The organism is Mycetohabitans sp. B8, assembly GCF_021991875.1.
Lineage (GTDB): Bacteria > Pseudomonadota > Gammaproteobacteria > Burkholderiales > Burkholderiaceae > Mycetohabitans.
Genome location: NZ_JAHLKR010000006.1, coordinates 1 through 25,337, shown reverse-complemented (window position 1 = coordinate 25,337; position 25,337 = coordinate 1). Strand labels below are relative to the sequence as shown.

Annotated in this window: 18 protein-coding genes and 2 pseudogenes; 7 read left to right on the top strand and 13 right to left on the bottom strand. The window is 60.6% G+C overall.

Annotation, left to right across the window (positions count from 1 at the left end):
- Both KQH60_RS02495 and KQH60_RS02490 read right to left on the bottom strand, forming a co-directional pair.
- Positions 1-139, bottom strand: a pseudogene (locus tag KQH60_RS02495) (transposase); the annotation flags it as partial.
- A gap of 217 nt (positions 140-356) precedes the next feature.
- Positions 357-1,907, bottom strand: a complete 1,551-nt coding sequence (locus tag KQH60_RS02490; RefSeq protein WP_237575019.1) for a DDE-type integrase/transposase/recombinase — start codon at positions 1,905-1,907, stop codon at positions 357-359.
- Between the two features lie 161 nt (positions 1,908-2,068).
- On the opposite strand from KQH60_RS02490, the gene KQH60_RS02485 reads away from it, so the two are divergent.
- Both KQH60_RS02485 and KQH60_RS02480 read left to right on the top strand, forming a co-directional pair.
- A complete protein-coding gene (locus KQH60_RS02485; RefSeq protein WP_368669312.1) occupies positions 2,069-2,749 on the top strand; it encodes a transposase DNA-binding-containing protein in 681 nt (226 codons plus the stop codon).
- Positions 2,750-2,764: 15 nt separating this feature from the next.
- Positions 2,765-3,502 (top strand): IS4 family transposase, encoded by a 738-nt coding sequence (locus KQH60_RS02480; RefSeq protein WP_237575017.1) that lies wholly within the window; start codon positions 2,765-2,767, stop codon positions 3,500-3,502.
- Here KQH60_RS02480 and KQH60_RS02475 read toward each other — a convergent pair.
- The 7 genes and pseudogenes from KQH60_RS02475 to KQH60_RS02445 form a co-directional block, all read right to left on the bottom strand.
- Positions 3,494-3,751: pseudogene (locus KQH60_RS02475) on the bottom strand (hypothetical protein); the annotation flags it as partial. The gene KQH60_RS02480 and the pseudogene KQH60_RS02475 sit on opposite strands and share 9 nt — an antisense overlap.
- Before the next feature lie 54 nt (positions 3,752-3,805).
- Positions 3,806-4,096 carry a hypothetical protein gene (locus KQH60_RS02470; protein ID WP_237575016.1) on the bottom strand — a complete coding sequence of 97 codons (291 nt, stop codon included), beginning with the start codon at positions 4,094-4,096 and terminating at the stop codon, positions 3,806-3,808.
- A gap of 133 nt (positions 4,097-4,229) precedes the next feature.
- Positions 4,230-4,583: a hypothetical protein gene (locus KQH60_RS02465; RefSeq protein WP_237575015.1), complete on the bottom strand. Its 354-nt coding sequence runs from the start codon at positions 4,581-4,583 to the stop codon at positions 4,230-4,232.
- A 211-nt stretch (positions 4,584-4,794) separates the two neighbouring features.
- The gene (locus KQH60_RS02460; protein ID WP_237575014.1) at positions 4,795-5,283 is read right to left on the bottom strand and encodes a hypothetical protein; all 489 of its coding nucleotides are present in this window, start codon (positions 5,281-5,283) and stop codon (positions 4,795-4,797) included.
- An 84-nt stretch (positions 5,284-5,367) separates the two neighbouring features.
- Complete coding sequence (locus KQH60_RS02455; RefSeq protein WP_237575013.1) at positions 5,368-5,751, bottom strand: hypothetical protein; 384 nt, start codon at positions 5,749-5,751, stop codon at positions 5,368-5,370.
- Positions 5,690-6,037: an immunity 8 family protein gene (locus KQH60_RS02450; protein WP_237575012.1), complete on the bottom strand. Its 348-nt coding sequence runs from the start codon at positions 6,035-6,037 to the stop codon at positions 5,690-5,692. The genes KQH60_RS02455 and KQH60_RS02450 overlap by 62 nt, the downstream gene beginning before the upstream one ends.
- Before the next feature lie 10 nt (positions 6,038-6,047).
- Positions 6,048-15,458 carry a hemagglutinin repeat-containing protein gene (locus KQH60_RS02445; protein ID WP_237575011.1) on the bottom strand — a complete coding sequence of 3,137 codons (9,411 nt, stop codon included), beginning with the start codon at positions 15,456-15,458 and terminating at the stop codon, positions 6,048-6,050.
- A gap of 209 nt (positions 15,459-15,667) precedes the next feature.
- On the opposite strand from KQH60_RS02445, the gene KQH60_RS02440 reads away from it, so the two are divergent.
- The gene (locus tag KQH60_RS02440; RefSeq protein ID WP_237575010.1) at positions 15,668-17,443 is read left to right on the top strand and encodes a ShlB/FhaC/HecB family hemolysin secretion/activation protein; all 1,776 of its coding nucleotides are present in this window, start codon (positions 15,668-15,670) and stop codon (positions 17,441-17,443) included.
- 222 nt (positions 17,444-17,665) lie between these two features.
- Positions 17,666-17,932 (top strand): type II toxin-antitoxin system PemK/MazF family toxin, encoded by a 267-nt coding sequence (locus KQH60_RS02435; RefSeq protein WP_237575021.1) that lies wholly within the window; start codon positions 17,666-17,668, stop codon positions 17,930-17,932.
- 178 nt (positions 17,933-18,110) lie between these two features.
- Here the strand turns inward: KQH60_RS02435 and xerD are convergent, their stop codons facing one another.
- The 3 genes from xerD to queG form a co-directional block, all read right to left on the bottom strand.
- Positions 18,111-19,037 (bottom strand): site-specific tyrosine recombinase XerD, encoded by a 927-nt coding sequence (gene xerD / locus KQH60_RS02430; protein WP_237575009.1) that lies wholly within the window; start codon positions 19,035-19,037, stop codon positions 18,111-18,113.
- Complete coding sequence (locus tag KQH60_RS02425) at positions 19,034-19,525, bottom strand: methylated-DNA--[protein]-cysteine S-methyltransferase (protein WP_237575008.1); 492 nt, start codon at positions 19,523-19,525, stop codon at positions 19,034-19,036. Before KQH60_RS02425 ends, xerD begins: the two co-directional genes overlap by 4 nt.
- Positions 19,526-19,627: 102 nt before the next feature.
- The gene (queG, locus tag KQH60_RS02420) at positions 19,628-20,779 is read right to left on the bottom strand and encodes a tRNA epoxyqueuosine(34) reductase QueG (RefSeq protein WP_237575007.1); all 1,152 of its coding nucleotides are present in this window, start codon (positions 20,777-20,779) and stop codon (positions 19,628-19,630) included.
- A gap of 17 nt (positions 20,780-20,796) precedes the next feature.
- On the opposite strand from queG, the gene tsaE reads away from it, so the two are divergent.
- A complete protein-coding gene (gene tsaE / locus KQH60_RS02415; protein WP_237575006.1) occupies positions 20,797-21,321 on the top strand; it encodes a tRNA (adenosine(37)-N6)-threonylcarbamoyltransferase complex ATPase subunit type 1 TsaE in 525 nt (174 codons plus the stop codon).
- A complete protein-coding gene (locus tag KQH60_RS02410) occupies positions 21,303-22,880 on the top strand; it encodes an N-acetylmuramoyl-L-alanine amidase (RefSeq protein WP_237575005.1) in 1,578 nt (525 codons plus the stop codon). Before tsaE ends, KQH60_RS02410 begins: the two co-directional genes overlap by 19 nt.
- Before the next feature lie 4 nt (positions 22,881-22,884).
- Here the strand turns inward: KQH60_RS02410 and KQH60_RS02405 are convergent, their stop codons facing one another.
- Complete coding sequence (locus tag KQH60_RS02405; RefSeq protein ID WP_237575004.1) at positions 22,885-23,559, bottom strand: VTT domain-containing protein; 675 nt, start codon at positions 23,557-23,559, stop codon at positions 22,885-22,887.
- Between the two features lie 289 nt (positions 23,560-23,848).
- On the opposite strand from KQH60_RS02405, the gene mutL reads away from it, so the two are divergent.
- On the top strand, positions 23,849-25,337 hold a 1,489-nt coding region (gene mutL / locus KQH60_RS02400), incomplete at its 3' end, for a DNA mismatch repair endonuclease MutL (protein ID WP_237575020.1).

The window sequence follows — 25,337 nt, the reverse complement described above, 5'->3', positions numbered from 1 at the left end:
GAAAGTACTGCTCACCGCAGAAGAACTGAAAGTACACGTCCTGTGCCCAGCGCTCGCACACCGACTCATCACTTTCGTTGTAGGCATGCTTCAGATAGAGCAGCCCCACCATCAATCGGATTGGCAGTCGAGGACGTCCGGCTCTTGCAATTACCCACATCTCAATCGCGAATCCTGGTAACTTGGCATCTGTGATGACCGGCGTGCGAACGAGATGGCAGGGAAGCGAAAGGCAGATAACCAAGCATGGTTTGAGCATGAAGTTGAAGCAAGCGAATTTGCAGACTCGCGTGGACAGCGACAATCATCTTGGCCGGCGTGTTGCCTCATGGGATGATGTTACTCTCAGATAATTGTCACTCTCCGTTTTTTTTCAATGAAGGCTGGTGCTGCGTAGCAGCGCCAGCCTTCATCGCGTCGGCATCACCCAGTATTCTGGCTACCAGTTCTCTGGCGCGGTTCGATCGCCATGCCTTCACACGGCGCTGTAGAGTGCGCAGCTGCGCGCCGGAATACATCGCCGGCGCCATGGCAACGAGACGCTCATGTAGCTTCTTGGCCGTGATGCCCGGTTCGGCTTCCAGCCATCGCTGTATCGTCGGCCACGTATGCTCGAATGGATCTTCCCGGTTGCGCCAAGTATGAGGCACACGCGCCTTTCGCTGATGCGTTGGTCTTACCTCGCCTTCCTGCCACGCTGTGCCAAGACTCGCCAGGAAATCCGCAAGGGGAGCACGAGCAGGTGTGGTTGCCTGCGTTGGCGTCGTGCCGGATTCGCTACATTGCGCGACGTGCTGCTGCGCTTCGCGCATTCGGCTCAACAGCTCCAGTGGGTCGAGCGCTCGAAACTGAGCGCGTAGTCTGCGTTTGACTGCCTGCGGCACCGACGCCGAGCGCAGCACGCGCTCGAGCGGCGTCAACGGCGCTTCATACCGCTTCGTGACTCTCGCGCCATGACGTGTCTTCGATTTCAGCTTAAATGAAGGCTGGAAGAAGTTAATGTACAAACGTGACACCTGGTAAAGGCAAGCAAGGGTTCGCGTCGCTTCAAGTCCGCGTAACCTGCCATACCCGACGAGGCGGCGCACGACTGATCCATTCTTTTGTTCGACCCACGCCTGGTCATTCTTCTTATACGCACGAGAGCGTGTCAGCTCGATGCCCGTTGCCTTACAGAAGTCGAATACGGCCTCATTCATGAAAGCGGTATCGTTATCGCAATCCAGACCACGCAGCGCAAACGGCAATGCTCGGCTAACCCGTTTGAGGTGCTCGAGAACGAACGCACCACTTCGATAGGGCATGGCCAGGCATTCGGTCCAGCCGGTCGCGATATCGGTCATCACGAAGCTATGCACGAACTCGCCGTCGATCTTGGTGCCACCGCAATGCTCGACGAAATCAACCTCAAGATAGCCGGGTGGCGGATTATTCCAGTTAGCGAAGGTGCGGATCGGCACGGCACGGCGAATTGCGTTACCCACTCCACCAGCGCGTCGGCGTTGACCCGCGAAAGCCTGTTCGCGCACGTCATGCAGTAGCCGATCAATGGTGGCGGCGCTGATCTGACTCAGCCGTTGGCGAACCTGCTTTGATAGCGTCAGGTGACCATGCCGTGCCATCGCATCGGTCAGCGTTGGGATGAGCACCTTCAGTCGTTTGCCGCAGATCCGATCGGCCGCCTCCCATAGCGTGATCAGCGCGGCCCGCACCTGATCGTCGTAGCGTCGCTGGGGGCCGGGCTTCGTCCTCGGCGGCCCAGGCTCGCGGCACAGCACACGGATGGCGTGCTTGCGGTGATAGCCCGTCACCTGGACAAACTCGTCCAATATCGCGCGCTTCTCGCTCCGCTCAGAGCGGCGGTACCGCTCGCCAACCGCCTCTATCAATTCCCGTCGTGTTCTCATGCTGAGCCGCCTCGTCATCAGTCGTCCCCGCCAGCATTCTGACGGGTAACAAATTACATGAGGCAACAGGCTCCGCTCGGTAGCAAAAAACCTGAGTCAATGCGGCGACGCCGACAATTATCCAGCGACAATCACAAAATAGGAGCGACAACCATGGCTGAATAACCACCGACAATCATCCCGGTCGACCGGCCAAGACGATTGTCGGTAAACCGGCCATTCTGCTTGACGCTATCCACTCGCGGCTACGCAAGCGTTTTGGCAAGCTTTTGATCCAACTATGGAACGGCATGGGCCAGACGATTCCATTTGCGTGCCAGGACTGGGCTTCAACCAAAGCGGCCTATCGTTTCCTGTGCAACAAGCGTGTCAATGAACACGATATCCTGAGCGGACACTTTCAGGCTAGTGCTGAGCGTTTGAGGGCGACACAGGGCCCCGTTCTCATTGTGCAAGATACAACGACATTCTCGTACCAGCGCGAGCGCACCGAACTCGTCGGCTACACGGGCAAAACCTCGATCCGGACGGCAAGACATGGTTTGCAACAGCCGCTGACACAATGCGGCATCCTGATGCATTCGAGTCTGGCTATCACAGCGGAGGGACTGCCGCTGGGCCTGGCAGCGGTAAAGTTCTGGACGCGCAGCCAGTTCAAGGGTTGCATGGCGCTCAAGCGACATGTCAATCCGACGCGCGTACCAATTGAGCAGAAGGAAAGTTATCGCTGGCTAGAGAACATGCGCCAGTCAACGGCACTGCTCGGTGAGCCTGCCCGTTGCATTCACATCGGTGATCGGGAAAGCGACATTGATGAGCTGTTTTGTACCGCATACGATTGATGCACACATTTCCTAGTGCGCACTTGTGTTGATCGCTTAGCCGGCGATGGTCAGTGCACTGTCGCACACGAAATGGAGCAGATCCAGCTTAAGGGATTGCACCGCGTTAAGCTTCGTGATAAGAAGGGCCGTCCGATGACCGCTACGCTTGAACTTCGCTACCAGCGAATGACGGTATTACCGCCGATTGGCAAGCACAAGCGCTACCCTGCACTGCAGCTGACCATTATTCACGCCCAAGAGCGCAATGCACCCCGTGGACGAGCTCGCATTGAGTGGAAACTGGTGACCGATATGCCAGTCAGATCGCGCGCCGAGGCAGTCGAAAAATTAAACTGGTATGCCATGCGCTGGAAGATCGAGACATTCCATAAGATCCTGAAATCGGGATGCAGGGCAGAAGAGTCAAAGTTGCGTACGGCCGACAGGCTCGCGAACCTGATTAGCGTGTTCTGCATCCTGAGTTGGCGCATATTCTGGCTCACTATGATCAGCCGGTCTGTCCCGCAGGCGCCGCCCGAGGTGGTATTCACACAGAACGAAATCGAATTGCTTGGACGTGTCGTCCAGGACTCACCTCGTAGCGCGCAAGCGCCGCCGCTATTGCGCAACTCGATCAAGCTCGCCCGGCTTGGTGGCTATTTGGCTCGCGCTAGTGATCCTGCCCCAGGAAACACCGTCATGTGGCGCGGCATGCGGCGCCTGATCGATATCCAGCTCGGCTATGAATTCGCGCTAACGAGATATGGGTAATTGCAAGCGTCCGGCTACGCTTACACCGGCGCCAGCCAGCTTGGGCGCCATCCCGAACAGATCGGGCACTGTGCTGCTTAGGCCTTCGCGCGTGCGCCGCTCAAACAGCGGGACGAGCATCGCTTCAATCGTGCTCCATGGCATACGCGTGGCCAGCACCGCAAGCGGGTGCCGTAGATCAATCATCGCGTCCAGGCGGCTACGAAAAAAATCCGGTGTCCCACAAGAACTTGTCTGGCTCGTGCTCATCGGCAGTGTTTAAAACTCCCAGAAATTGCCCCTATTGGATTATCTTTCTGGGAGTTACGCAACCCCCCGATCGGCTTCTGCGCCTGACCGCAACAGCATCTCAAACTTTTTGCAGCGCCGACTAAAGATCGTACTGTCGTTGCGCTGATATCCGGCCGCCGTACCAAACAACGGCACCGCATTGCCCCATTGGTCTTTTCCGATCGTCTCACCGGGATGGGTCGCCGCATACGCATTCAAATAGTTCGAGGCATCCTGGTCCCAACCGCCCTGGCTCGCTGCTGTCGTATCCACCTGCCGCAACAACTGGGCCGCGAGCCTATCGGTAGCTTCCTCTACCGTCATTCCAGCAAGCGCCGCCGCGTACGCCGGTGCGATGTCTTGCTCAATGCGCTTTCTTTCGTCCTTGCGCGGATTCGCATCTTGATGTAACTGCCAATTGAAGCTGTTTCTCCAATCTCAACTGTTGTCTGGCTTTTCATGGCAAATCACTAGGTTCCACCGTGATTAATGCCATTGCCAAATCAAAAACCTTTCTTCGCAACATATCAAAATCCTCTGTTCCTGCAATAAGAGTATATCGTCCCGTGACTGAATCATACCGAGTTGGTTCGTAGTCGTTGAACGACCCCATTCCTCCATATACTTGTCTAATAGAAGCAGATAGATTTGCAAGATCACTCGAATTGAAAGACATTTCTTTCAGTCGATTCACTTGTTCCAAATCAAGCTTAAATTTATGTACCCATTGGCATGACGGATCTAGGGCAAGTAAATTCACTAGTCTAAGCAATGTATCTGCTAACTGGTTGAGCGTACTAAGTTTATTCATTTCAATGGTTTTATAGGCGTGAACGTCCCAATGGCACGAGCATTTGGAATGAAAATCTGTATGTTATCTTGACCACCAAGGTACACTCCACCCTGATTACCAACTGGGCCGTAATAATACTTTGTTCCGACCGGAAATCGAGCGCTAATGGCACTGTTGATGGGTGAGGCACCTGTGATTGCCCCCGTTGAAGGGTCTATCCAATGCGGCTTTACTGCATTGTCAATACGCGTTCGCGCCACGATCTGCGGCATCTTAAAGCTAAAAAAAGAACCACCCGGATTGCTCGCATCTCCTGCCCTAAAAAAACTGTATCAGAAGCTTGAACGGTTCCAACACTGTAACGTCCTCCTGCAAACGTGCCAGCGACTCCATCTGGTAGGGGCCCAGGGTTCATGGCGTCATACATGTAGCTGGAAGATAAAGTATTTCTTCCTTTGAGCACAGTCGCCGCTTTTCCAGCCCCCGCTCCTATCGTTGCGCTCACAATCGTCAAGCCAACCTGCTGCCCCAGTTGCTCACCTGAGGGCTTGAAATTTCCTTCACCCGCTTGGACCACAACAGCATGCGTCGCCTCCTGCATCTGCTGCGCCGTGCCCTGAGGATCCGTGATGAGCCCATAGGCGCCTTTAACCCCGCCCCACAGCGTATCCAATGGATGCCCGATCGTGTCAGTCAGCCCTTGCCCCATCCCGGCCAAGTGTCCTCCAACCGCCCCCAGTCCCAACTGAGGCGGCGGGTTCGTTGTCTGCGGACTTGCACTAAAGATCGTACTGTCGTTGCGCTAATACCCAGCCGCCGTGCCAAACAACGGCACCGCATTGCCCCACTGGTCTTTTCCGATCGTCTCACCGGGATGGGTCGCCGCATACGCATTCAAATAGTTCGAGGCATCTTGGTCCCAACCGCCCTGGCTCGCCGCTGTCGTATCCACCTGCCGCAACAACTGAGCCGCAAGAATATCGGTAGCTTCCTCTACCGTCATTCCAGCATGCGCCGCCGCGTACGCCGGTGCGATGTCTTGTTCAATGCGCTTTCTTTCGTCCTTGTGCGGACTCGCATTTTGATGCAACTGAATAAAGCTTATCCTATTATTAGGGGTACGCTCATGCCTGATAGTCTTCAAATTCCCAAGCAAACATCCTTGCCAGTTTTGCAACAATGGCATTCCAATCTGCTCCATCGCATTGTTCTATGTAGCCACGAATAAATTCTTCGATTATTAGTAAATCGTACTCTTGAACAATGAGCAAGTAACGCCCCCACTTGGGTTCCCATATAGCCTTATTTAGCCATTCTGGCGTACAGACATAGAGTTCAAAATTGTCTGCACCTGATTTATCTATCAATCCAATACAAAGATGGAGATTCAAAAAAAAACACCTCCTATCCTCAGGCACATATTCTTTCAAATTACACTCATCGCAAGATATTCCCTTTAGAACCGCACGCATTGCTCACCCCTTAATCAATCACGTTTAAGTGACCATTACCTATCTTAACACGCTGACCGGTTACTGCGTTAATCTTATATATTTCAAAATTTGCCTGGATACTAGTAACTGCATAAGGTGACACCTTTTGCATTGGAGGCCGATAAACGCGCGTTCCATCCGCACTGATCCATCCAGAACCGTCACTGGTTTTCTTCGCACCATCACCGACCCAAAGCTTTCCGAGATAGTCGGACTCACTCACTGTACCTCTTCCAATTGAAAAGTTTACGTTCCCTTTTCTGCTTTCATTGATTACTACAGCAAGCCTAGAATCCGCCGCAGCAATATTCGCAATATTTTCATTTACGAGTTGATTTTTTAGAGGCTTGTAGGTTGCCACATTTACAGCACTGTCGGCCCCTGCCGTTGTGTTTGCTGCATGTTTTTCCCCGTGTACTGTGGAATGGTTATCGGCGACCGGGGCAGCTTTGCCTTTAATCGTAGTAGCAGCTTTCCCTGCTCCAATACCTGTCACTGTACCTACAACTGTCGAGCCAAACTGCTGTCCCAGTTGCTCACCTGAGGGCTTGAAATTTCCTTCACCCGCTTGGACCACAACAGCACGCGTCGCCTCCTGCATCTGCTGCGCCGTGCCCTGAGGATCCGTGACCAGCCTATACGCGCCTTTAATCCCGCCCCACAGCGTGTCCAATGGATGCCCGATCGTACCAGCCAGCCCTTGCCCCATCCCGGCCAAGTATCCTCCAACCGCCCCCAGTCCCAACTGAGGCGGCGGGTTCGTTGTCTGCGGAATTGCGCTAAAGATCGTACTGTCGTTGCGCTGATACCCAGCCGCCGTGCCAAACAACGGCACCGCATTGCCCCATTGGTCTTTTCCGATCGTCTCACCGGGATGGGTCGCCGCATACGCATTCAAATAGTTCGAGGCATCCTGGTCCCAACCGCCCTGGCTCGCCGCTGTCATATCTACTTGACGCAACAATTGAGCCGCAAGAATATCGGTAGCTTCCTCTACCGTCATTCCAGCATGCGCCGCCGCGTACGCCGGTGCGATGTCTTGTTCAATGCGCTTTCTTTCGTCCTTGCGCGGATTCGCATCTTGATGCAACTGCCGATTAAACCGATCGACGTTATATGCCGCCTGCGCCCCTTGCGCCCCGCCGACCACGCCGCCCGCCACGCTCGACATCGCATTCGCCACAATGTTGCCCAGCGTCTTGTCCAGCTCCGCATTACCGGTCGGCTTCTGATCCGCAATCTGCCGGCTCACCTCATCGAGCTTGTTCGCCAACAATGCCGACACCAACGACCCCGCGCCGCTGTGCGCCGCTCCCAATAGCCCTCCGCCAATGCCCCCCACCAGCGAGCCGCCCGCGCTCTGCAGGCCAACACGGTAGCTTCCGCTCTCATCCCATTGGTTCGCTTCAGCTAAATACTGCTGCTTCCGTTGCGGATCGTCGCTCTCGCTGGCCGCCTTGAGCAAGGCGTCGCGCTTGGCATCCGCCACGTCCCCGATCCGCCGCGCAACCGCCTCACCGGCATCACGCATCGCGCTCATCAGCTCGCCCTGATGCTGCAAGCTCTGCTGGACGTCCGGCGTCTGACCCACCCGGCCGTTCAAATGCGTCGCATCACGGTTCAGCCCCGCGATAGCCTGCTTTTGCTGGTCGGGGTTCGTAATCTCGATCTCAGCATCGCTGAGCGCACTCTGCGTGCGAGCACGACTGCTGCCACTCTCGCTCAGATACAGCGGCGACGCTCCCCCAGCATTCTTGCCCGACGTCGATCCAGTCGGCTGGTACACATTGCCGCCGTCGCCGGTCGTTGCGCCACCGCTCATGCCCAAGGTGCTCGCCTGGTAATCTGAGTGGTTCTCAATCGCCGAGTAGCTTAGCGTGCCCGTCTTCAAGCGATTCTGCGCTTTTGCCGCCTCACTCGCAATCAACGCTCCCTTCAGGTCGGTGTTGCCCTTTACGGCAATGTCAAAACCGCCTTCGCCAGCCTCGATCCCCGCTTGCTCGGCAACGCTCGCGTAGTTGCCGCGCGCGTGGCCGTTCTGCACATTGAAACTGGCACTGCCCCCGCCCTGGCTCACGTTAAGCCCGACGCCCGCGCTATGCTGGTGCGCCGCACTCACGCTGGTGTCCTGAACGCTCGCCACATTCAGGTCGCCCTGCACGTCAGCGACCACCCGATTGCCCTTCACGTTCGCGCCCACAACGTTCGTATCGCCACCGCTCTTGATCGTCACGGTCTCGCGTGCACGAACATGCGTGTTGTTCTGTATCGCCCCATCCGTGTTACCGTCGCCGTGGGCACGCGCGGCCGACGCCGACACGCCAAGCCCCTTCGTGCCAATCGATACGCCGAGGCCACCGCTTGTTGAGCCATTGTCGTTACGCACACGCTCGGTGTCGGTGCTGTTGACCAGATCGACCCGGTCGGTGGCCGCAAGGTGGATGTTTTGCGCATCAATCTGCGAGCCGCGAATGATCACGTTCCCCTGGCCTTGGCCCTTCTCGCCCGTTGCCTGGAATGTCACGCTCCCGCCCGCCTGCACGCGATTGCCGCGCGCTTGCGTGCGGTCCTCGCTGAACGCTGAGCGGCTGCCGGACGAGCCGACGCTCATCGTCAGCTTCGCTTCGGGCAGCTCGCCCTTGGCCAGCGTGCCCAATTCGCCCGGCACCGATTTGTACGCATCGTACAGGCCACTGGCCCCGGCTATCCCGCGCAGCGCCCGTACCCGATCGTCTTGACTGTGGGCACCCGCGCTGGCCTGCTGCACGACATTATTCACCACTGCGATGCCCGGCGTTTGGACTCCGAGCGTCACGCCGCTTTGCCGCATCGCATGTTGTCCACTATGGTGCTGCTCATCGGTCACAGTTTGCAGCGTCACCGTCTTGGCCGTGCCCACCACGTCCTTCGCGGCGATCAGGTCGCTGCCTTTCACGTGCAACTCGTTGCCCGCCTCGATCGTCACGCTGTCTTTGACCGAACCGACCACGCTGCCGTGATGCGTGACCGACGAGGACTGCGCCTGGTCCGATTGCGCGCGCGAGCCAATCGTCACGGCCAGTCCGTCTCCGGACAGCAGACCCGATTCCTTCTTGTCATAGTAGCTCGACGACTGTGCCCTGTCCTGCGAGCTCGTAATGTTGACATCGCGGCCCGCCTGCAACTTCACATCATGCGTGCCGACCACATGGCTGCCCATGATGTTGACGTCCCGGCCACTTGCCACCGTCACGCCGTCGGCTGAAATCGTGCTGCCTTGACTGTAGACCGCCGTCTGGTCAATACCGCTCGCGACCTGGGATCCGCTCACGACATTGCTGTGGCTATGCGTCTCGTGCAAATTCAACACGTGCGTTTCAGTCACCGCGCCCACGTTCACGTCTCCGGCCGCCAGCAGATTCGCACGGCCCTTGTCCAGACTGATTGCACTGCCGCTGACCGTGATGTCCTGACCCGACACGATATTGACGGTGTTGCCGCCCTTGAGTGTCGTGCCCGTGAGTGTCTGATTCAACGTATGCAGCGTCTCCGCATAGCTGCCATGACTGTCGCTACCCGAGCTGTTGCTATTCGTGGTCGTTGTCGCGCTCGCTGAGCCAAGTAACACGTCCCCCTTGGCAACAACGTTGCCGCCTTGCCCGAGGTCGATCTGTGCACCCTTTGCCGTGAGGTCGCCGCCAACGTTGATATTGGACATACCGCCGACCTTGACCGAGCTGCCGACAACACGGTTGATGTCTGTGTTCGATACACCATTCGCACGCTGGACAATTTTGTGCTCGCCGATCTGCTGCGCGCCGAGCGTCCAGTGACCGCCGATATCGGTACTGAGATCGCCGCCAACCACAAGATTACCCGCATGCTGCTGGACGTCCCCCCCAGTCACGATGCTCGCGTCGCCCGCCACCTCCAATTTCGCGGTCGGTCCCAGCCTCGTCGTGACACGCGTCGCGCCGTCACGGCTCACCTGATGCGTCGTCTTCGTCGCGGTATCGAGAACTAGATCTTTCCCCGCATCCAGTTGCAGGCTGCCGGCCTTCACGTTGGCCGACGTCAGGTCGATCTTGCCGTCGGTCGTGAGTGACATCAGGCCGCCGCTTTGCAGCGCGCCGAACGCGTTGTCGATCTGCTTGCCTTGAATGGCGAGCGTATGCTCTGCCTTGACGGTGCCGCTGTTCGTGAACGACTGCGCATTCTGCAGATCGATATTTGTCGCAGTAATCAGCGGGCCGTCCATGTTCTGCTGGCTAGTCTTCGCCAGATACACGACCGGCACCAGAACCGACTGACCGTCGACCACGCGCGTCTCCATCATCAACACGTTGCTCGTCAGCTTCGACACCTGTTCGGCTGACAAGCTCACGCCAATCGGCAAATCAAGCGACTTGGACAACGCGGCACCGGCGGCCATCAGGGACTGGTACATCGACTGCACATCCGTGTGCGGACCGAGCACCGCCTTGCCCGTGAGCGCTGTGACCTGATTGCGCACCAGTTGCTGCTCGTAGAATCCATCGCCGAGACGTTTCACGAGGGGCGTAAGATCGACGGCGATCTGCTTGAAAAAGTAATCGCTCGAAATGAAATGCTTGTGGTTCGTGAACGCGGGGTTCGTCTCGATCACATAGCTTGGGTTCGGTGCGGGATTCGGTCTGAACAACCCGCCTTGCGGAATCGTCAGGTTGTTCAGCACGTTTAGCGCCGTGGCACTCGCGATGATTGGATCGACGATCGTCGATACGCTGCCCCGTACTGGCATCCCCGGCGATTTCTTCCCGCTTGCGTTGCCGTTGAGTGAGCCGATCGTCAGCCCTGGCACCGACTGGCCAGGGGGCAGGCCGAGCGACGGAACCGATGGGTTGCTCGCCGGGTTGTTGATGCTCACGCCCGTGCCGGAAATCGTGCCGTTAGCCCCCCAGGTCGCGTCGTAGCTTGGCAGCCTATAATCCTTGATGTCGGCAGGTGCCGCTTGCGTATAGCCTCCCGGACGGCCAGTGACAAACGGCGCATCGCCAAACGGCAACTGCCAGTTGTGTTCACTGTTGTCGTAGTTGTTGTAATGATACTGGCCCGAGTACCTCACTCTGACCATCGGCGCCTGCTGGCCGCTGGCGGCCCAACCATCCATGTCCAGGTGGGTGGGTTGCTGGATATCGCCGAGCGCCGCCACATTGCTCCAATAGTTTTGCAGCAGGCCGACTGCCGACGCGTCGAGGGCTCCACCCGAGATGATTTGTCCGGCTGGGCTGATGTCCGTCACAGTGTTCGCGACCGCCTTGCCCTCGTAGGTCGTGTACTGATATCCGCTGTTCCACTGGCCGCCTTGGGGCGGCTCGGTGAATGCGCCGCCAATCATGTTCGTCATGTCCGGCCTGGGCATGGGGGGCCAAGGGACATTGTGGCCGTGACAGGCCTCCCCATAAATCGCAGTGCAGCCTTGCATGCTGATGTTGTGTCGCTGTAGCAAGGCCGGGGCAACGTTTTCGGTGAAGCCCGAGGTCCTCATCACGCGGCGCGTGTTCAGGACCCTGTCGGCATGCAACTGCATTGGGCCGCCGGACTCGATCCGCGCAGACTGGTTGTTGATCAGCGCAGCTCTCGTGTAGTGACCATTGGCATCCTTGCCCCCGGCCAACACGACCTTGCCCATGCCAACGATTCCCGTTTTTGCCATCGTGTCAATGGCCGTCGTGTCGTCGCGGTTCTCGATGTCACGCGCGAGAATTTCCAGCAGGCCTTGGCTGTCCGAGGCGCCCAACAGCGCCGTCGGCCCCAGATTGGACACCGTACCGTGCGCCTGAATCGTCGCACTGCCGCCAACCAGCGTTCCGGTATTGGTCAGATGGCCCGAATGCGTACGGAGCAAACTAACCGCCGAGATCAAACCGGAGTTAACAATATTGCCTGCATTGACGCTCAGATTGGGGACACATTGCAGGTTCGCGTGGTTTGTGAACGTGCCCGGCAACGTGAAGGTCAGGCCGTGACCGACATTGAACTGCGTGTCGGAGGCTACCGTGTAATCGCCTTGCAGATGCAACGTTGCATCGTTGGCCGCGCCGTATGTGCCGCCGCCTTGCAGCGTGGCCGCCGCTACCGTCAGGTTGCGCGTCGAGCTAATCGAGCCATCCGTGTTCGTCACTGCGCCAGTCATTGTCACGACCACGTCGCCGTTAGAGTTGGCGAGATTACCGATTTTGCCGCCACGATTGTCCAGCGTGGCCCCTTGAACGTGGAGCGTCGCACCACTCAGTTGGCCACCTTGCGCGTTGACAATCGACGCCGCACTTATCGTCACATCGCCGTTGCCCGTAATCTTGCCCATGTCGGCAACACCGCCCGCATGGCTGTTGACGATTTGGTTTGTACCTTGCACGGTCATGTTGCCCGTGCCGAGATCGTTGATCGAACCGTCAGTATTGTCGATCGACGCGGCTTGAATCTCGAGCGTACTCGTATCGCCAGATGTCGATTGGCCCGCCTGAATATGGCCGGCCTGGTTCACGAGCGCGCCTTCATTCGTCAACGACAGAGACATGTCCGAGCGCATCAGGCCTTGCGTATTATTGACATCGCCCTTGATCGTGGCGATGATGCCGCGTTGGGCCGACACGCCCCCTTGTACGTTGTGTAGGTCGCCGGCTTCAATAAGCGCCTGGCCCGTGCTTTCGATCCGGCCCGATGTGTTGTTCAGACGGCCCGCGCTGTGCCCCGGCGCCACCGTCAGCGTCCCTGTGCCGGCATGCGTAATCGTGCCACCTGAATTGATCAACTCAGCGGGAGCGAGCGTTAGCTCATGGCTGTTGGTCTTGAGCGTGCCGCCATTCGAGTTGTCGATCTTGCCACTTACCTCAACGGTCATCGGCAACGCTTGCCATTGCGTAATTTTGCCGCCGCGGTTCGTAAGGTCCGCCGCCTTCAATGCAAGCTGGTTGGCTTCGATCATCCCTTCGTCGTTATCCAGCGTTGAATCGACGGTCAGGCTCAAATGGGGTGCGCCGATCGAACCACCGTGATTCGACAGCGTGGTGCTATGAAGGATCGCCGCCCCCGCGCTTGTCTCCAATGTGCCGTTGTCGTTCGTCAACGTGCCGCCGAACGTCGCGGTGAGTCCGGTTTGGCCGACCAGAGACCCCGACGTATTGTTGAAGGTGTTCGTTTGGACGACGATCTGGCCGTTGCTGTCGATCTTACCACCGACGTTCGAAACAGAGCCTGTGCCATTGCCGAGCGTCAGCGTGCCGTTGCCTGCGTGATAAAGCTTACCGCCGCCATTAATCAACGCCGCGGGGGCAAGTTTCAGATCCGTGCTGTTGGTCTTGAGCGTGCCGTCGTTCGAGTTGTCGAGCGTGCCGCTAATGTTGACGTCGATCGGATCGGTTCCGGTCTGCGTTATGGAGCCGCCGCGATTGAGCAAGTCGGCGCCGTTCAACGACAACCGATCTGCCTGTACGGTCCCGGCATTGTTGTCCAGCGTCGTTCCGCTCAATGTGGCCGCCTGCCCTACAATCGTGCCGCCGGCATTGGAAAGACGCGAACCTGCATCGACTGTGACGTTCTGAGCGGCCTTCAGCGTGCCACTGCCGTTGTCCACGGATTGCCCGGTCACACGCAAATGCACACCGGCCGACATCATACTGTGATTGGCGACGCTTCCTCCTTGTACCGTCACGTCGCCCTCGCCACCGATCACACCGCCTTGCGCGCCGTTCGCCGTCGTGCCCGCTGTGTTCGTCAACTGGCCGCTCGTCGTGACGGACAGGCCGTCGCGGTTGAGTGACGTCACCCGGCCGCCGGAATTGTCCAGCGATGCGCCGTCAACAGTCATGTGGCTGGCGCTCTCGATAATGCCTTGTTGATTCAGGATTGCACCGCCGTGCACCTCGGCCGTACTTTGCGACAGCAGCTCGCCGCTCTGATTGGCAACTTGTCCGCCTGTCTTCACTAACAGCGGGCCTTGCGCCGAGACTTTGCCGCTTTGGTTCGACACGCTGCCGCCCATCAGCGTCACGTCCGCGCCGCTCGACAGCTTGCCGTGGTCGTTAATTAATGTGCCCGATGCGGTCGCCTTGATCCCGCCTTGCGCGCTCGTCGTTGCGGCCGATAGATTTAGGTCGCCCGCGTTGGCATTCAACGTCAGGCCGCCATTTGCGATGGTAAGGCTACCGGCAAGATTCACGTTGCTGCCCGTTAGGGACACGTCGCTACCCGCCAGAGACACGTCGCTGCCTGCGCCGTGCCTGCCGGTCACGCTCAACAGCCCCGCCGCCGTCACTTGCAGGTCGCCGGATTGGGCCATTGAGCCGTCACCATTTACGCCCGCGCCGAGCGTACCAGTCGAATGGACGCTGCCAGCGTTCACCGTGACATCATTCTGAGCCGTCAGCATTCCGCTGTGGACAAGGTCGGCGCCCGTATTTACAGACAGGTACTGTCGGCTATCGATCGTGCCGCGATGATCGATCCCGCCAGCGGCCGACAGCCCGATATTGCCGCTCGCCTGCGTCTTGCCCGTCAACACCAGGCGGCCTTCGCTCGTCAGCGTCAATTCACCGGCCTGCGCACTAATCTTACCCGCGCTGTGCACTCCCACGCCGTGTTCGGTGCCAACCATCACGATCCGATCGGCGTACATACCGCCAAGTTGGCCAACGTCAATCGATACGCTTGGCGCCGGCCCGTCGCCATGAATTGTCGTGGCCGCTAGCGTGTCGTAAGGCACTTGGTTCGCGCCGGTCACCACGTTCAAGTTTTTGGCGTAAATTTCGGTATTCACCTGCACCGCGCGTGCGATCAGGTCGACTTGATCGATGTCCGACGCTTTAAACTCCGCACCATGCACGGTCATCAGCCCACGCGACACGTTGAAGCCGGCTAGCGAGCCGTCCGCGCCATAGTAAGGTTGTCCGGTCGTCAGCGTCGCCCGGCTTGTGTTGATGAAGCCCCCGCCGTTCACGACAATGCCCGACGGATTAGCGACCACCACCTCAGCGCGCGGACCTGCCACTTCCACAGGGCCACGCAGCTGGCTTGCCTCTAGGCTATGAACCTCGTTGACGATGAGGCGCGCCGACTGATTCGGGCCGAAGTGCGGATTGCCGTTGATATAGCCTGCTCGATCCGTTTTAACAATCGCCGAAGCATTGTTCAGGATCGCGCCGGGCGCTTGGACGTCGAACTGATGGTAGTGATTGACCGACACGCCTGCCCCGGACGGCCGGGCGATATCGACCTGCGGCAGACCATTTTGCGTTTGAATAACGCGCGTCTCTCCCCCAGGAGCCGGCACGATTTGCGCAAGGCCCCACGCTGGCCACGCGCTTAGCCAGAGCGCCACGCAGCGGGTGCGGCTCACACGCCACACCGGCTCAACACTCACTAGAATCCAACGCGTTGCCATATAGGTTAGCCTCGTCGGGCAATTTAACTACCTTAATATAAAGATTCGCCATGGGCCAACCACCTGTGCCGCGCCCCGGACACCCCCCTTTTTCGATCGGAAAAAACACTGCGTGGGGCGGACCGGCTCGTCCCAGCGGGCCGCCTCGCCATGTCAATATCAGGTCCCCGCTGGCCGCGCCAGCCCCTATTTGCCAAGGAGCGCCTGCTTTGCTAACCTCGACAGCACGGGTACCCCTTCGCTACGCTGGCCCGCTTGCAGGGTGCGCGGCCCTGCTGCTCGGCGGCATAGGCGCCAGCCCCGGGGCGCTCGCGCAAAACCCGCCCGAACCGACACCGCAGACAGCCTATCCGGAACAGCGGCTTGAGCAACAGCGCCAGGCACAAGAGCGCGAACAGGCCATCAACACGCCTGCTGTACGCTCCAGCGCACCGCCCGCCGCAGCTTACCCGGTGTTGCCCGCCGAGCAGCCGTGCTTTCGCATTGACCGCCTCGCGCTTAAGGTGCCCGAGCTTCTACCGGCATCCGTGCGCGCACAAGGCGCCTCGGCGCTGCCCCAGGACCGCTTCGCATTTGCACGCCAATGGCTTGCGCACTACGCGGGTCAATGCGTCGGCAAGCAAGGCTTGGACCGGATTGTCAGTGGGCTAGCACAGGAGATTTTAAGTCGCGGCTACATCACAACACGGGTCATGCTGGCCGAGCAGGATCTGTCGCACGGCGAGTTGACCGTCACGCTGGTGCCGGGCGTGATTCATGCCGTGCGTTTCTCGGATCCGACCATACGCGGCACCTGGAAGTCCGCGTTTCCGGCCAGAGCCGGCGACGCGCTGAATCTGCGCGATCTCGAACAAGGCCTAGAGCAGCTCAAGCGCGTGCCGAGCCAGGACGTGGACATGCGCATTGAACCCGCCCAGACGCTAGGTCAGAGTGACGTGGTAATCCAGGTGAAGCGTGCCAAGCCGTGGACGATCGTCGCCTCCGTTGACAACTCGGGGGCGCGGGCGACCGGCAAGCTGCAAGGCCAAGTGAGCATAGGCGTCGATAACCCGCTGGGCTTGAACGACATGCTGAACGTGGGCGCCAACCATGACCTGAGTTTCGGCGACAAGCGGCTCGGCTCGCACGGCTGGAACGCTTCCTATTCAATCCCGTATGGGTACTGGACCACATCGCTGTCCGCCAGTACCAACACTTACTACCAACAGATTGCCGGCGTGAACCACGCCTTTGTCGCGAGCGGCAATAGCCAGTTCGTCGACGCGCGCGTGCATCGCACACTGGCGCGCAGCCAGGCCGGTGTGTTCGGTGTGCAGCTGCGCGGCATTAAGCGCTTTGGCGCGAGCTTTATCGAAGACACCGAAATCAAACAACAACGACGTAATAATACGTTTATCGAGTTGGGTTTGACCCACCGGCATTATGTCGGCGGCGCACAGTTTGACGGCCTGCTCGCGTATCGGCATGGTCTGGGTTGGCTCGGCGCAACGCCGGCGTTGCCACGCGGCTATCCGACGTATCGACTGCGCATGGCATCGCTCGATGCGAATCTGTCCGTGCCGTTCACGCTCGCGAGCCAGCCGTTGCGCTACGTCAGTGCCGCACACGGGCAGTTCACCAACAACCGGCTTTTTTATCTGGATAGCTTGACCCTCGGCAGCCGCTACACGGTGCGTGGTTTCGATGGCGAGACAATGCTCGCCGGCGAGCGCGGCTTTTACTGGCGCAATGAACTGCAAGCGCCGATCGCGCACACCGGGCAGCACACTTACGCGGCGCTTGACTATGGCCAAGTCTTCGGTCCACTGACACGAGGCCAGGACAGCACGCGGCTCGTTGGCACGGCCCTTGGGCTGCGCGGCACGGTGCCCACGCGCTTGGCCACCTACACGTACGAGTTGTTTGCCGGCACGCCCCTGTATCGTCCATCAACATTATCGACGGCCCGCGTCACGGTGGGCTTTCGACTAAGCGCGCAGTTGTGAGCGGGCCCCTATCGTTGATCTCTTCACCTTCCCGTCTTTTTGAGAAAGCCCTATGCGCATCCGAACGAGTCGTGTTGTGTTGTTTTCAGCCTTAGCGCTGTCTTTAACCTCTCATACCGCGTTTGCAGCGGATCTAGCTGCCCATACTTGAGGCTCCCCCCATGCCTGCACCGCCGTCTAACATCGGCGGTGAAACAACGAACTGCCCGACTTTCGTGTCGCATCAGGCGCAGAACGTATAAACACGTTGAAACTTCCGGTATCGTCATCGGGCTTGCGATGACAACTGCCGACTTCAATGACACCCATCCGTTTGCTATCAAGTGTCAGGGGGCGAAAAATGTCACGAGCTACGTGCTTGGACACCAGCCCAAGTCATTTGACTGGCGAGCGCGGGGAGCGAAGGCACATCCGTGGAAGCGCGTGCCGGATGATGTGTTCGCAGCTGCATGTGAACAGTTAAACCAGATTATTGCGATTGGCGATTAAGAAAATGGGAAAAGACAGTCATGGATTATGCTAGGCGTGCGAGCCCTGGTCGGGCCCAAAGGTTGACTGTTTAGCAGCGCACACAGAAACGCAGCCGGCGCACGGCATTTGAGCCACGCGCTCGCATACACGAGCAGCGCAAAGCTTACCACCCACCAAGCCAATCAGTCCCGCACACTCACCCGCGCGGATGATGTATTGCATGCAGCGCCTTAAGGCGCTCACGTGCAACATGAGTGTAAATCTGAGTCGTCGAAATATCGCTGTGGCCAAGCAGCATCTGCACCACGCGCAGGTCCGCGCCATGATTAAGCAGATGCGTCGCAAACGCATGCCGCAACGTATGCGGGGACAGTGGCACGTGAATGTCGGCGCGCAACGCATATCGCTTGATGATGTTCCAGAATTGCTGACGCGTCATCGCGCCGCCGCGCGCCGTCACGAACAGCGCATCGGCGCCGCGCGCCCCGAGGAGCGCCGCGCGTGCCTCGCGCAGGTAGCGCTCCAGCCAGCCTCGCGCCTCGTCACCGAACGGCACCAAACGCTCTTTCGCGCCCTTGCCCATCACGCGCACCACACCCTCGTTCAACCCCACCTCGACCGTTTTGAGCGTGACCAACTCCGAGACACGCAACCCGCTCGCGTACATCAGCTCGAGCATCGCGCGGTCGCGCAACCCGAGTGGCGTGTCCAGGTCCGGCGCACCCAGCAACGCCTCGACCTGCGCTTCATTGAGGGTGGACGGAAAACGGGGCGGCTGCCGGGCCGAACGGATGCGCAACGTCGGATCGGCCGCGACACGATGCTCACGCAGCGCCCATGCGAAGTAGCGCCGGAACACCGACAGGCGCCGGTTCGCGGAGCTGGCTTTGCCATTGCTGCGCACCGCCAGATAGTCATTCAGGTCCGACTCGCGCGTCGCATCGAGTGTGCGCTCGTGCGTCGCCGCGAGCCAATCGCAATACAGCGACAAGTCGCGCCGATACGCATCCAGCGTATTACGGGACAACCCATGCTCGAGCCACAGCGCGTCGCAAAACGCGTCGATCGCTTGCGCGCTCGTGCTGCGATACGCGCTTAACGGTTGGACTTGCACGTCGCTCATGCGTACAACTCACCTTGCTGCGGCACCCGGATGCCTTCATGGCGCAGCAGCCAACACTTGACGTCGCGAAAAAAGCCTTTGCCGGCATGATGCGCAAAGCCGCCGAGGTCGTTTGCCGCCACGACGCGATGACATGGAACGACCAGCGGCGCAGGGTTGGACCCGCACGCCTGTCCAACGGCACGCGGCACCGCGCCGATTGACGCCGCCAGCTGCCCATAGGTCCAGACGGTGCCGGGTGCAATGCGACAGATACCGTCCCATACCCGGCGCTGGAACGCGGTGCCGGCGAGCGACAGCGGCAAATCGAACACCGTGTCGGCCCGTTCGAAATAGGCGACGATCTGCGCTGCCGCCTGCCGGGCCAGCGCATTGTCCGGCTTGCACAGCGGGATCGTGCCGGGCAGATAGACAATTTCATGAACGAACCGGTCGTCGCTGCGGATACCGACCCGTCCGAATGGTGCATCAATCACGGCATTGAACATGCCAATCCTCCTGGGCGCGCGCAGTGGTACACGGCACGGACGGGTCGATTCTACGTCCGAATCGTGTCTGCGGCATCGCGACAGCCGGCTGATGGGCGACGTCTATCCGTGGTCCAACGCCCAGCGCACATGCTCGCGCACCAGCGCAGACGGATCGTCTTCGCGCTTGCGCAACGCCGCCAACACAGCGTCGCGCCCCGCCGCGCCGCCACCGGCGCGCAACGCATTGCCCAGTCCAACCGCGAGATTGCGCAGCCAGCGCTCGTAGCCGATCCGGCGGATCGCGCTGCCCGCCAGGCGCGTGTCGAAATCCTGCTCGCTCCAGCTAAACAGTTCGATCAGTTGCGCGCCATCCAGCCCATTACGCACATCGAAGTCCGCGCACCCGCTCGGCTGCGCAAACTTGTTCCATGGGCATACGAGCTGGCAATCGTCGCATCCGTACACGCGGTTGCCAATCGCCGCGCGCAGCTCGACCGGAATGCTGCCGCGCAACTCGATCGTCAGATACGAGATGCACTTACGCGCGTCGAGCCGGTACGGTGCCACGATGGCGCCCGTCGGGCACGCGTCGATACAGCGCGTGCAGGCGCCGCAATGCGCGCCCGCGTGGTACGGCGCGCGCGACGGCTGGCTTTGCGCATCGGTGGGCAACGGCACGTCAACGAAGATCTCGCCGAGAAAAAATAATGAACCGGCGTCGCGATCGAGCAGCAACGTGTGCTTGCCGCGCCATCCGAGTCCGGCCTTTTGCGCGAGTTCGACCTCCAGCACCGGCGCCGAGTCGGTGAACACCCGGTAGCCAAGCGGGCCGATGGCGGCTTCGATCCGCTCGGCCAAACGCTGCAGGCGCTGGCGCATCACTTTGTGGTAATCGCGACCACGCGCATAGATTGAGACCACCGCAGCGCTCGGATCGGCCAGCCGCGCATGCTCACGCGCGCGCCACGACGCCGGCGTCTCGGCGGGCAGATACGGCATTCGTGCGCTGATGACCCGTTGCGTTCCGGGTACAAGTTCGGCCGGCCGCGCACGCTTCATGCCATGTTTGGCCATATAATCCATCTCGCCGTGATAACCTGCGTCGATCCACGCGGCGAGCGCCGCTTCGGCATGGGACAAATCGGTATCGCAGATGCCGATTGCGCTAAAGCCCAGTTCGCGCGCCCATTCGCGCACACGGCGTGCCAGCGACGCAAGATCGGCGTCGGTGAGCGTCGCGCGGTGAATCTCGGTATCCGGCGGTTGTTTCATCGTTCCTATTGTACGCAATGCCAGACGCACAAGCCTCGCCTCGTCCGTTGACAGAACGCGTGTTCGCACTGCCGGACGAGCACGCGGCGAACGCGTTCGGCGCAACGTTGGCCACGGCGATCACGGCGGCGATGCGTGCCACGCCCGCTCATGGCATGCAAGTGCACTTGGTCGGCGAACTCGGTGCCGGCAAGACGACGCTGGTGCGCGCGCTGCTGCGCGCGCTCGGGTACACGCAACGCGTGCGCAGCCCAACCTACACGCTTGTCGAGCCCTATACAATCGAGAACGTCGACGGCGCACCGCTGTCGATCTTTCACTTTGACCTATACCGCTTTGCGGATCCGGCGGAATGGGAAGATGCCGGTTTTCGTGAGTACTTCGACACCGGGGCGCTGTGCCTAGTCGAGTGGCCGCAGCGCGCCGGCGGCGTGCTTGGCGTACCCGACCTGCAGATCGACCTCGAAGTCCAAGGTGAAGGCCGCAAGCTGACTGCGCGTGCCTATAGCGAAACCGGAAAAGAGTGCGTTGCCCGATGCTGATCAAACCGTTCCGCTCGATTGAATCCGCCGCCACCGCATCGCATTGCTGGCGACGCCGGCAGATCCTGCGCGCGGGCGCCTCGACGCTGTTGCTGGGCCTGGCCGCGCCGCGCGTCGCGCACGCGGCCGCGGTGCTGGGCGTGCGCGTGTGGCCGGCGCGTGACTATACGCGCGTGACGATCGAGTCGGACCAACCGCTGCAGAATTCGCAAAAACTGCTACAGGAACCAGACCGGCTCGTCGTCGATCTCGATGGACTGGAGCTGGACCAAACGCTGAAGGATCTGGTCGCGAAGATCACGCCCAACGACCCGCAAATCCAATCGGTACGCGTGGGCCAGTTCCAGCCGCACGTGGTCCGGATGGTGTTCGACCTGAAGGGGTCGGTCAAGCCACAGGTGTTCGCGCTCACCCCGGTCGGCTCGTACAAATACCGGCTCGTGTTCGACCTGTATCCGGCAGTGCCGCCCGATCCGCTGCTGGAGCTGCTCGCGCAGACGCAACGCAAGGAAGAAGCGCTCGAGCAACGTTCGGTCCCCGGCGCGACATTGTCGGGCCCGGCGCTCGCGATGCCGTCGCCATCCGACGGCGCCCCGGGGCGCGACGCGCTAGCCGGCATCGTGCCGCCGGCCAGTGGGCGCGACCCTGCAAGCGACAGCAGCGATGCGTTCTTCCAGCGCTTTGCGCAGGCCGATACGGCGCCGCCACGGGGCAGCGCATCGGCCAAGCCCGAACGAGCGCCATCGGCACCGCCGCAGCTCAACCGCGACGCCGATAGGGGCGCGCTAGCGGCGCGGCGTGACGACGAGAGCTACGGCTTCAAGGTGCCGTCGGGCCAGCCCGGCACGGTCCGCTTGCTGACGGTGGCGATCGACCCCGGGCACGGCGGCGAGGACCCGGGCGCGATCGGCGGCGCCGGAACTTACGAGAAGCATGTCGCACTGGACATCGGTAAGCGGCTGCGCGCAAAAATTGACGCGCAGCCGAACATGCGGGCGATGATGACGCGCGACGCGGACTTTTTCGTGCCGCTCGCGGTGCGTGTACAAAAGGCGCGGCGTGTCGGGGCCGACCTGTTCGTGTCGATTCACGCGGACGCGTTCACTTCGCCGCAGGCGCGCGGCTCGTCGGTGTTCGCGCTATCCGAGCGCGGCGCAACCAGCGCCGCGGCGCGCTGGATCGCGCGAAAGGAGAACGCCGCCGATCAGATCGGCGGCGTGGATTTCAAGACCCGGGACGTGACATTGACGCGGGCGCTGTTCGATATGTCGACGACCGCGCAGATCCGCGACTCGCTGAAATACGGCAATTACGTACTCAAGGAGATCGGTGGCATCAACAAACTGCACAAGGCCAGCGTCGAGCAAGCAGGCTTTGCGGTGCTCAAAGCGCCGGACATTCCGTCGATCCTCGTGGAAACCGCGTTCCTCAGCAATCCAGACGAGGAGCAGCGACTGAACTCCGAAGCGTACCGCGATCAGATGGCCAATGCGATCCTAAAGGGCATCAAGCGCTACTTCGCCGCGAATCCGCCGCTCTCGAAGAACCGGATGGCGTAATACGTCAGCGCGCTTGCGGCTGGCCGGCCCGACGCCGGCGCAACATTTTCCAGCCCGCGCCCAGCGCCACCGGCACGATGGCCGCGGCCACGCCGACCAGTACGATCGTATTCAGGTGGTCGCGGATGAACGGGATATTGCCGAACCAGTAGCCGCACACGGTTAGCAGCACAACCCACAGCAACGCGCCCAGCACATTGTATAGTTGAAAGCGCATCATGCTCATGCCGGATACGCCGGCCACGAACGGTGCAAACGTGCGCACCACCGGTACGAAACGCGCGAGCACGATCGTCTTGCCGCCGTGACGCTCGTAGAATTGATGCGTCTTCGTTAACGCGGCCTGATCCAGAAAGCGCGCGCCGAACTTCCAGTGCACATCGAAGACTTTCGGTCCGATATAGCCGCCGATCAGATAATTCACCGTGTTTCCGCCGATTGCCGCCACCAGCAACAGCATGTTCAGCCATAGCAGGTCCATTGAGCCGGACGCGCCAAACGCACCGCCAATGAATAGCAGCGAGTCGCCCGGCAGGAACGGCAATACGACCAGACCCGTTTCGCAGAACACGATCAGGAACAGCACGACATACACCCAAGCGCCGTACTGCTGGATGAAGTCGCCCAGAAACTTGTCGATATGCAGAATAAGGCTGAGAAATTGCAGGAAGGTATCCAAAAGACATCCTTGAAACCACGGAAATTGGCGTGGATGATACCGGAATACTCAGTCTGCCCCGATGAAACTGTCCGGTCGCCAGCGCACCCAACCCCGTCACGACTGGGCAGCGGCGTCTCGCTATAATAGATGGATGTCACAGTCCATTGAGCCGGGCATGTCCGACGCGGCACGCCCATCCGTTGATAGCGAATCGCCACCGGCGACGCCGTCATTCCCTACCGCCGATCCGGGCCCTGCCGCCGATCCGGGCCCTGTCGCCGGCCCGGCTTCCACCGGCGGACCTACCATGCAGCAGCACGGCAGGCCAACGCGCGCCATCCAGCCGTTGCCGGATCAGTTGATCAGCCAGATCGCGGCGGGCGAGGTCGTCGAGCGACCCGCATCGGTCGTCAAGGAGTTGATCGAGAATGCGCTGGACGCCGGCGCGACAGCGCTGCGCATCACGCTGGACGCCGGCGGCGTCAAGCGCATCATGATCGCAGACGATGGCTGCGGCATCGCAGCCAACGAATTGCCGCTGGCGTTGATGCGCCACGCCACCAGCAAGATCCGCTCGCTCGCGGAGCTCGAGAGCGTCTGCACGTTGGGCTTCCGTGGCGAGGCGCTCGCGTCGATTGCATCGGTTGCGCAGACCAGCATCACGAGCCGCACTGCCGACGCGCCGCACGCCACCCGCATCGATGCGCAGACCGGTGCGCTGTCACCGGCCGCCGGCGGCGTGGGCACGACGATCGAGGTGCGCGATCTGTATTTCAGCACCCCCGCGCGCCGCAAATTCCTCAAGAGCGAGCAGACCGAACTTGGGCATTGCCTAGATGTGATCCGGCGCGCCGCGCTGTCGCGCCCGGATGTCGCGTTCTCGGTGCTGCACAACGGCCGCGCCGTCGAGCACTGGAACGCGGCCAGCGCCGCCGCGCGCACCGCGAAGATCTTGGGCGATGCGTTCGCGACGTCGCATCTGCCGCTCGAGGAGGTGGCCGGCCCGGTCGAGATCTATGGTTTTGCCGGCCTGCCGACCGCCAGCCGCGGTCGCGCCGACCAGCAGTATTTCTTCGTCAACGGCCGTTTCGTGCGCGACAAGCTGCTTACGCACGCGGTGCGTGCCGCTTACGAGGACGTGCTGCATGGCGACCGCTATCCGGCTTACGTGCTGTTCCTCGACCTGCCGCCCGAAGGCGTCGATGTCAATGTCCATCCATCCAAGATCGAGGTGCGTTTTCGAGACTCGCGCTCGATCCACCAGTTCGTTTTCCATGCGGTGCAACGCGCGCTGGCTCGGCACGCCGGCGCCTCGCCCGATACGACCACAGGTGGCCACGCAGCCTACCTGACGCCTGCCGTGCTTGACACGGCGGGCCCGGGTGCCGAATTGGGCAGTGGCGCGGGTGGCGACGCGAGTGGGCGCGCGGGCGCGCTGGCCGGATCCGGCGCTGTGTCGGCGTCGTCGTCCGGCATGGCACCGCCACAAGGCGGCGGGCAGTCCGCCGAGCTTCGCCGTGGCGGGCCTGCTGCGACACCGGGAACCTCGAGCTGGATATCGCATCCGCGGATGCGCCAAGGCGTGCTACCGGTCGCCCAACCGCTGGCCGTCTACGATGCGTTGTTCGGCCGGCGCGATGAGGCTGCAGCCCCTCTGGTGCCCGCGCACGATGACGCCTCTTCCGCGCCTTCGCCGGCCCCCGGCCCGACAGCGGACCCGTCATCGTCGCCGACGGATGCCGAAAGCACACGACCCGGCCCGTCCGCCACCAACGAGGCCCATCCCGCCCCTGCCA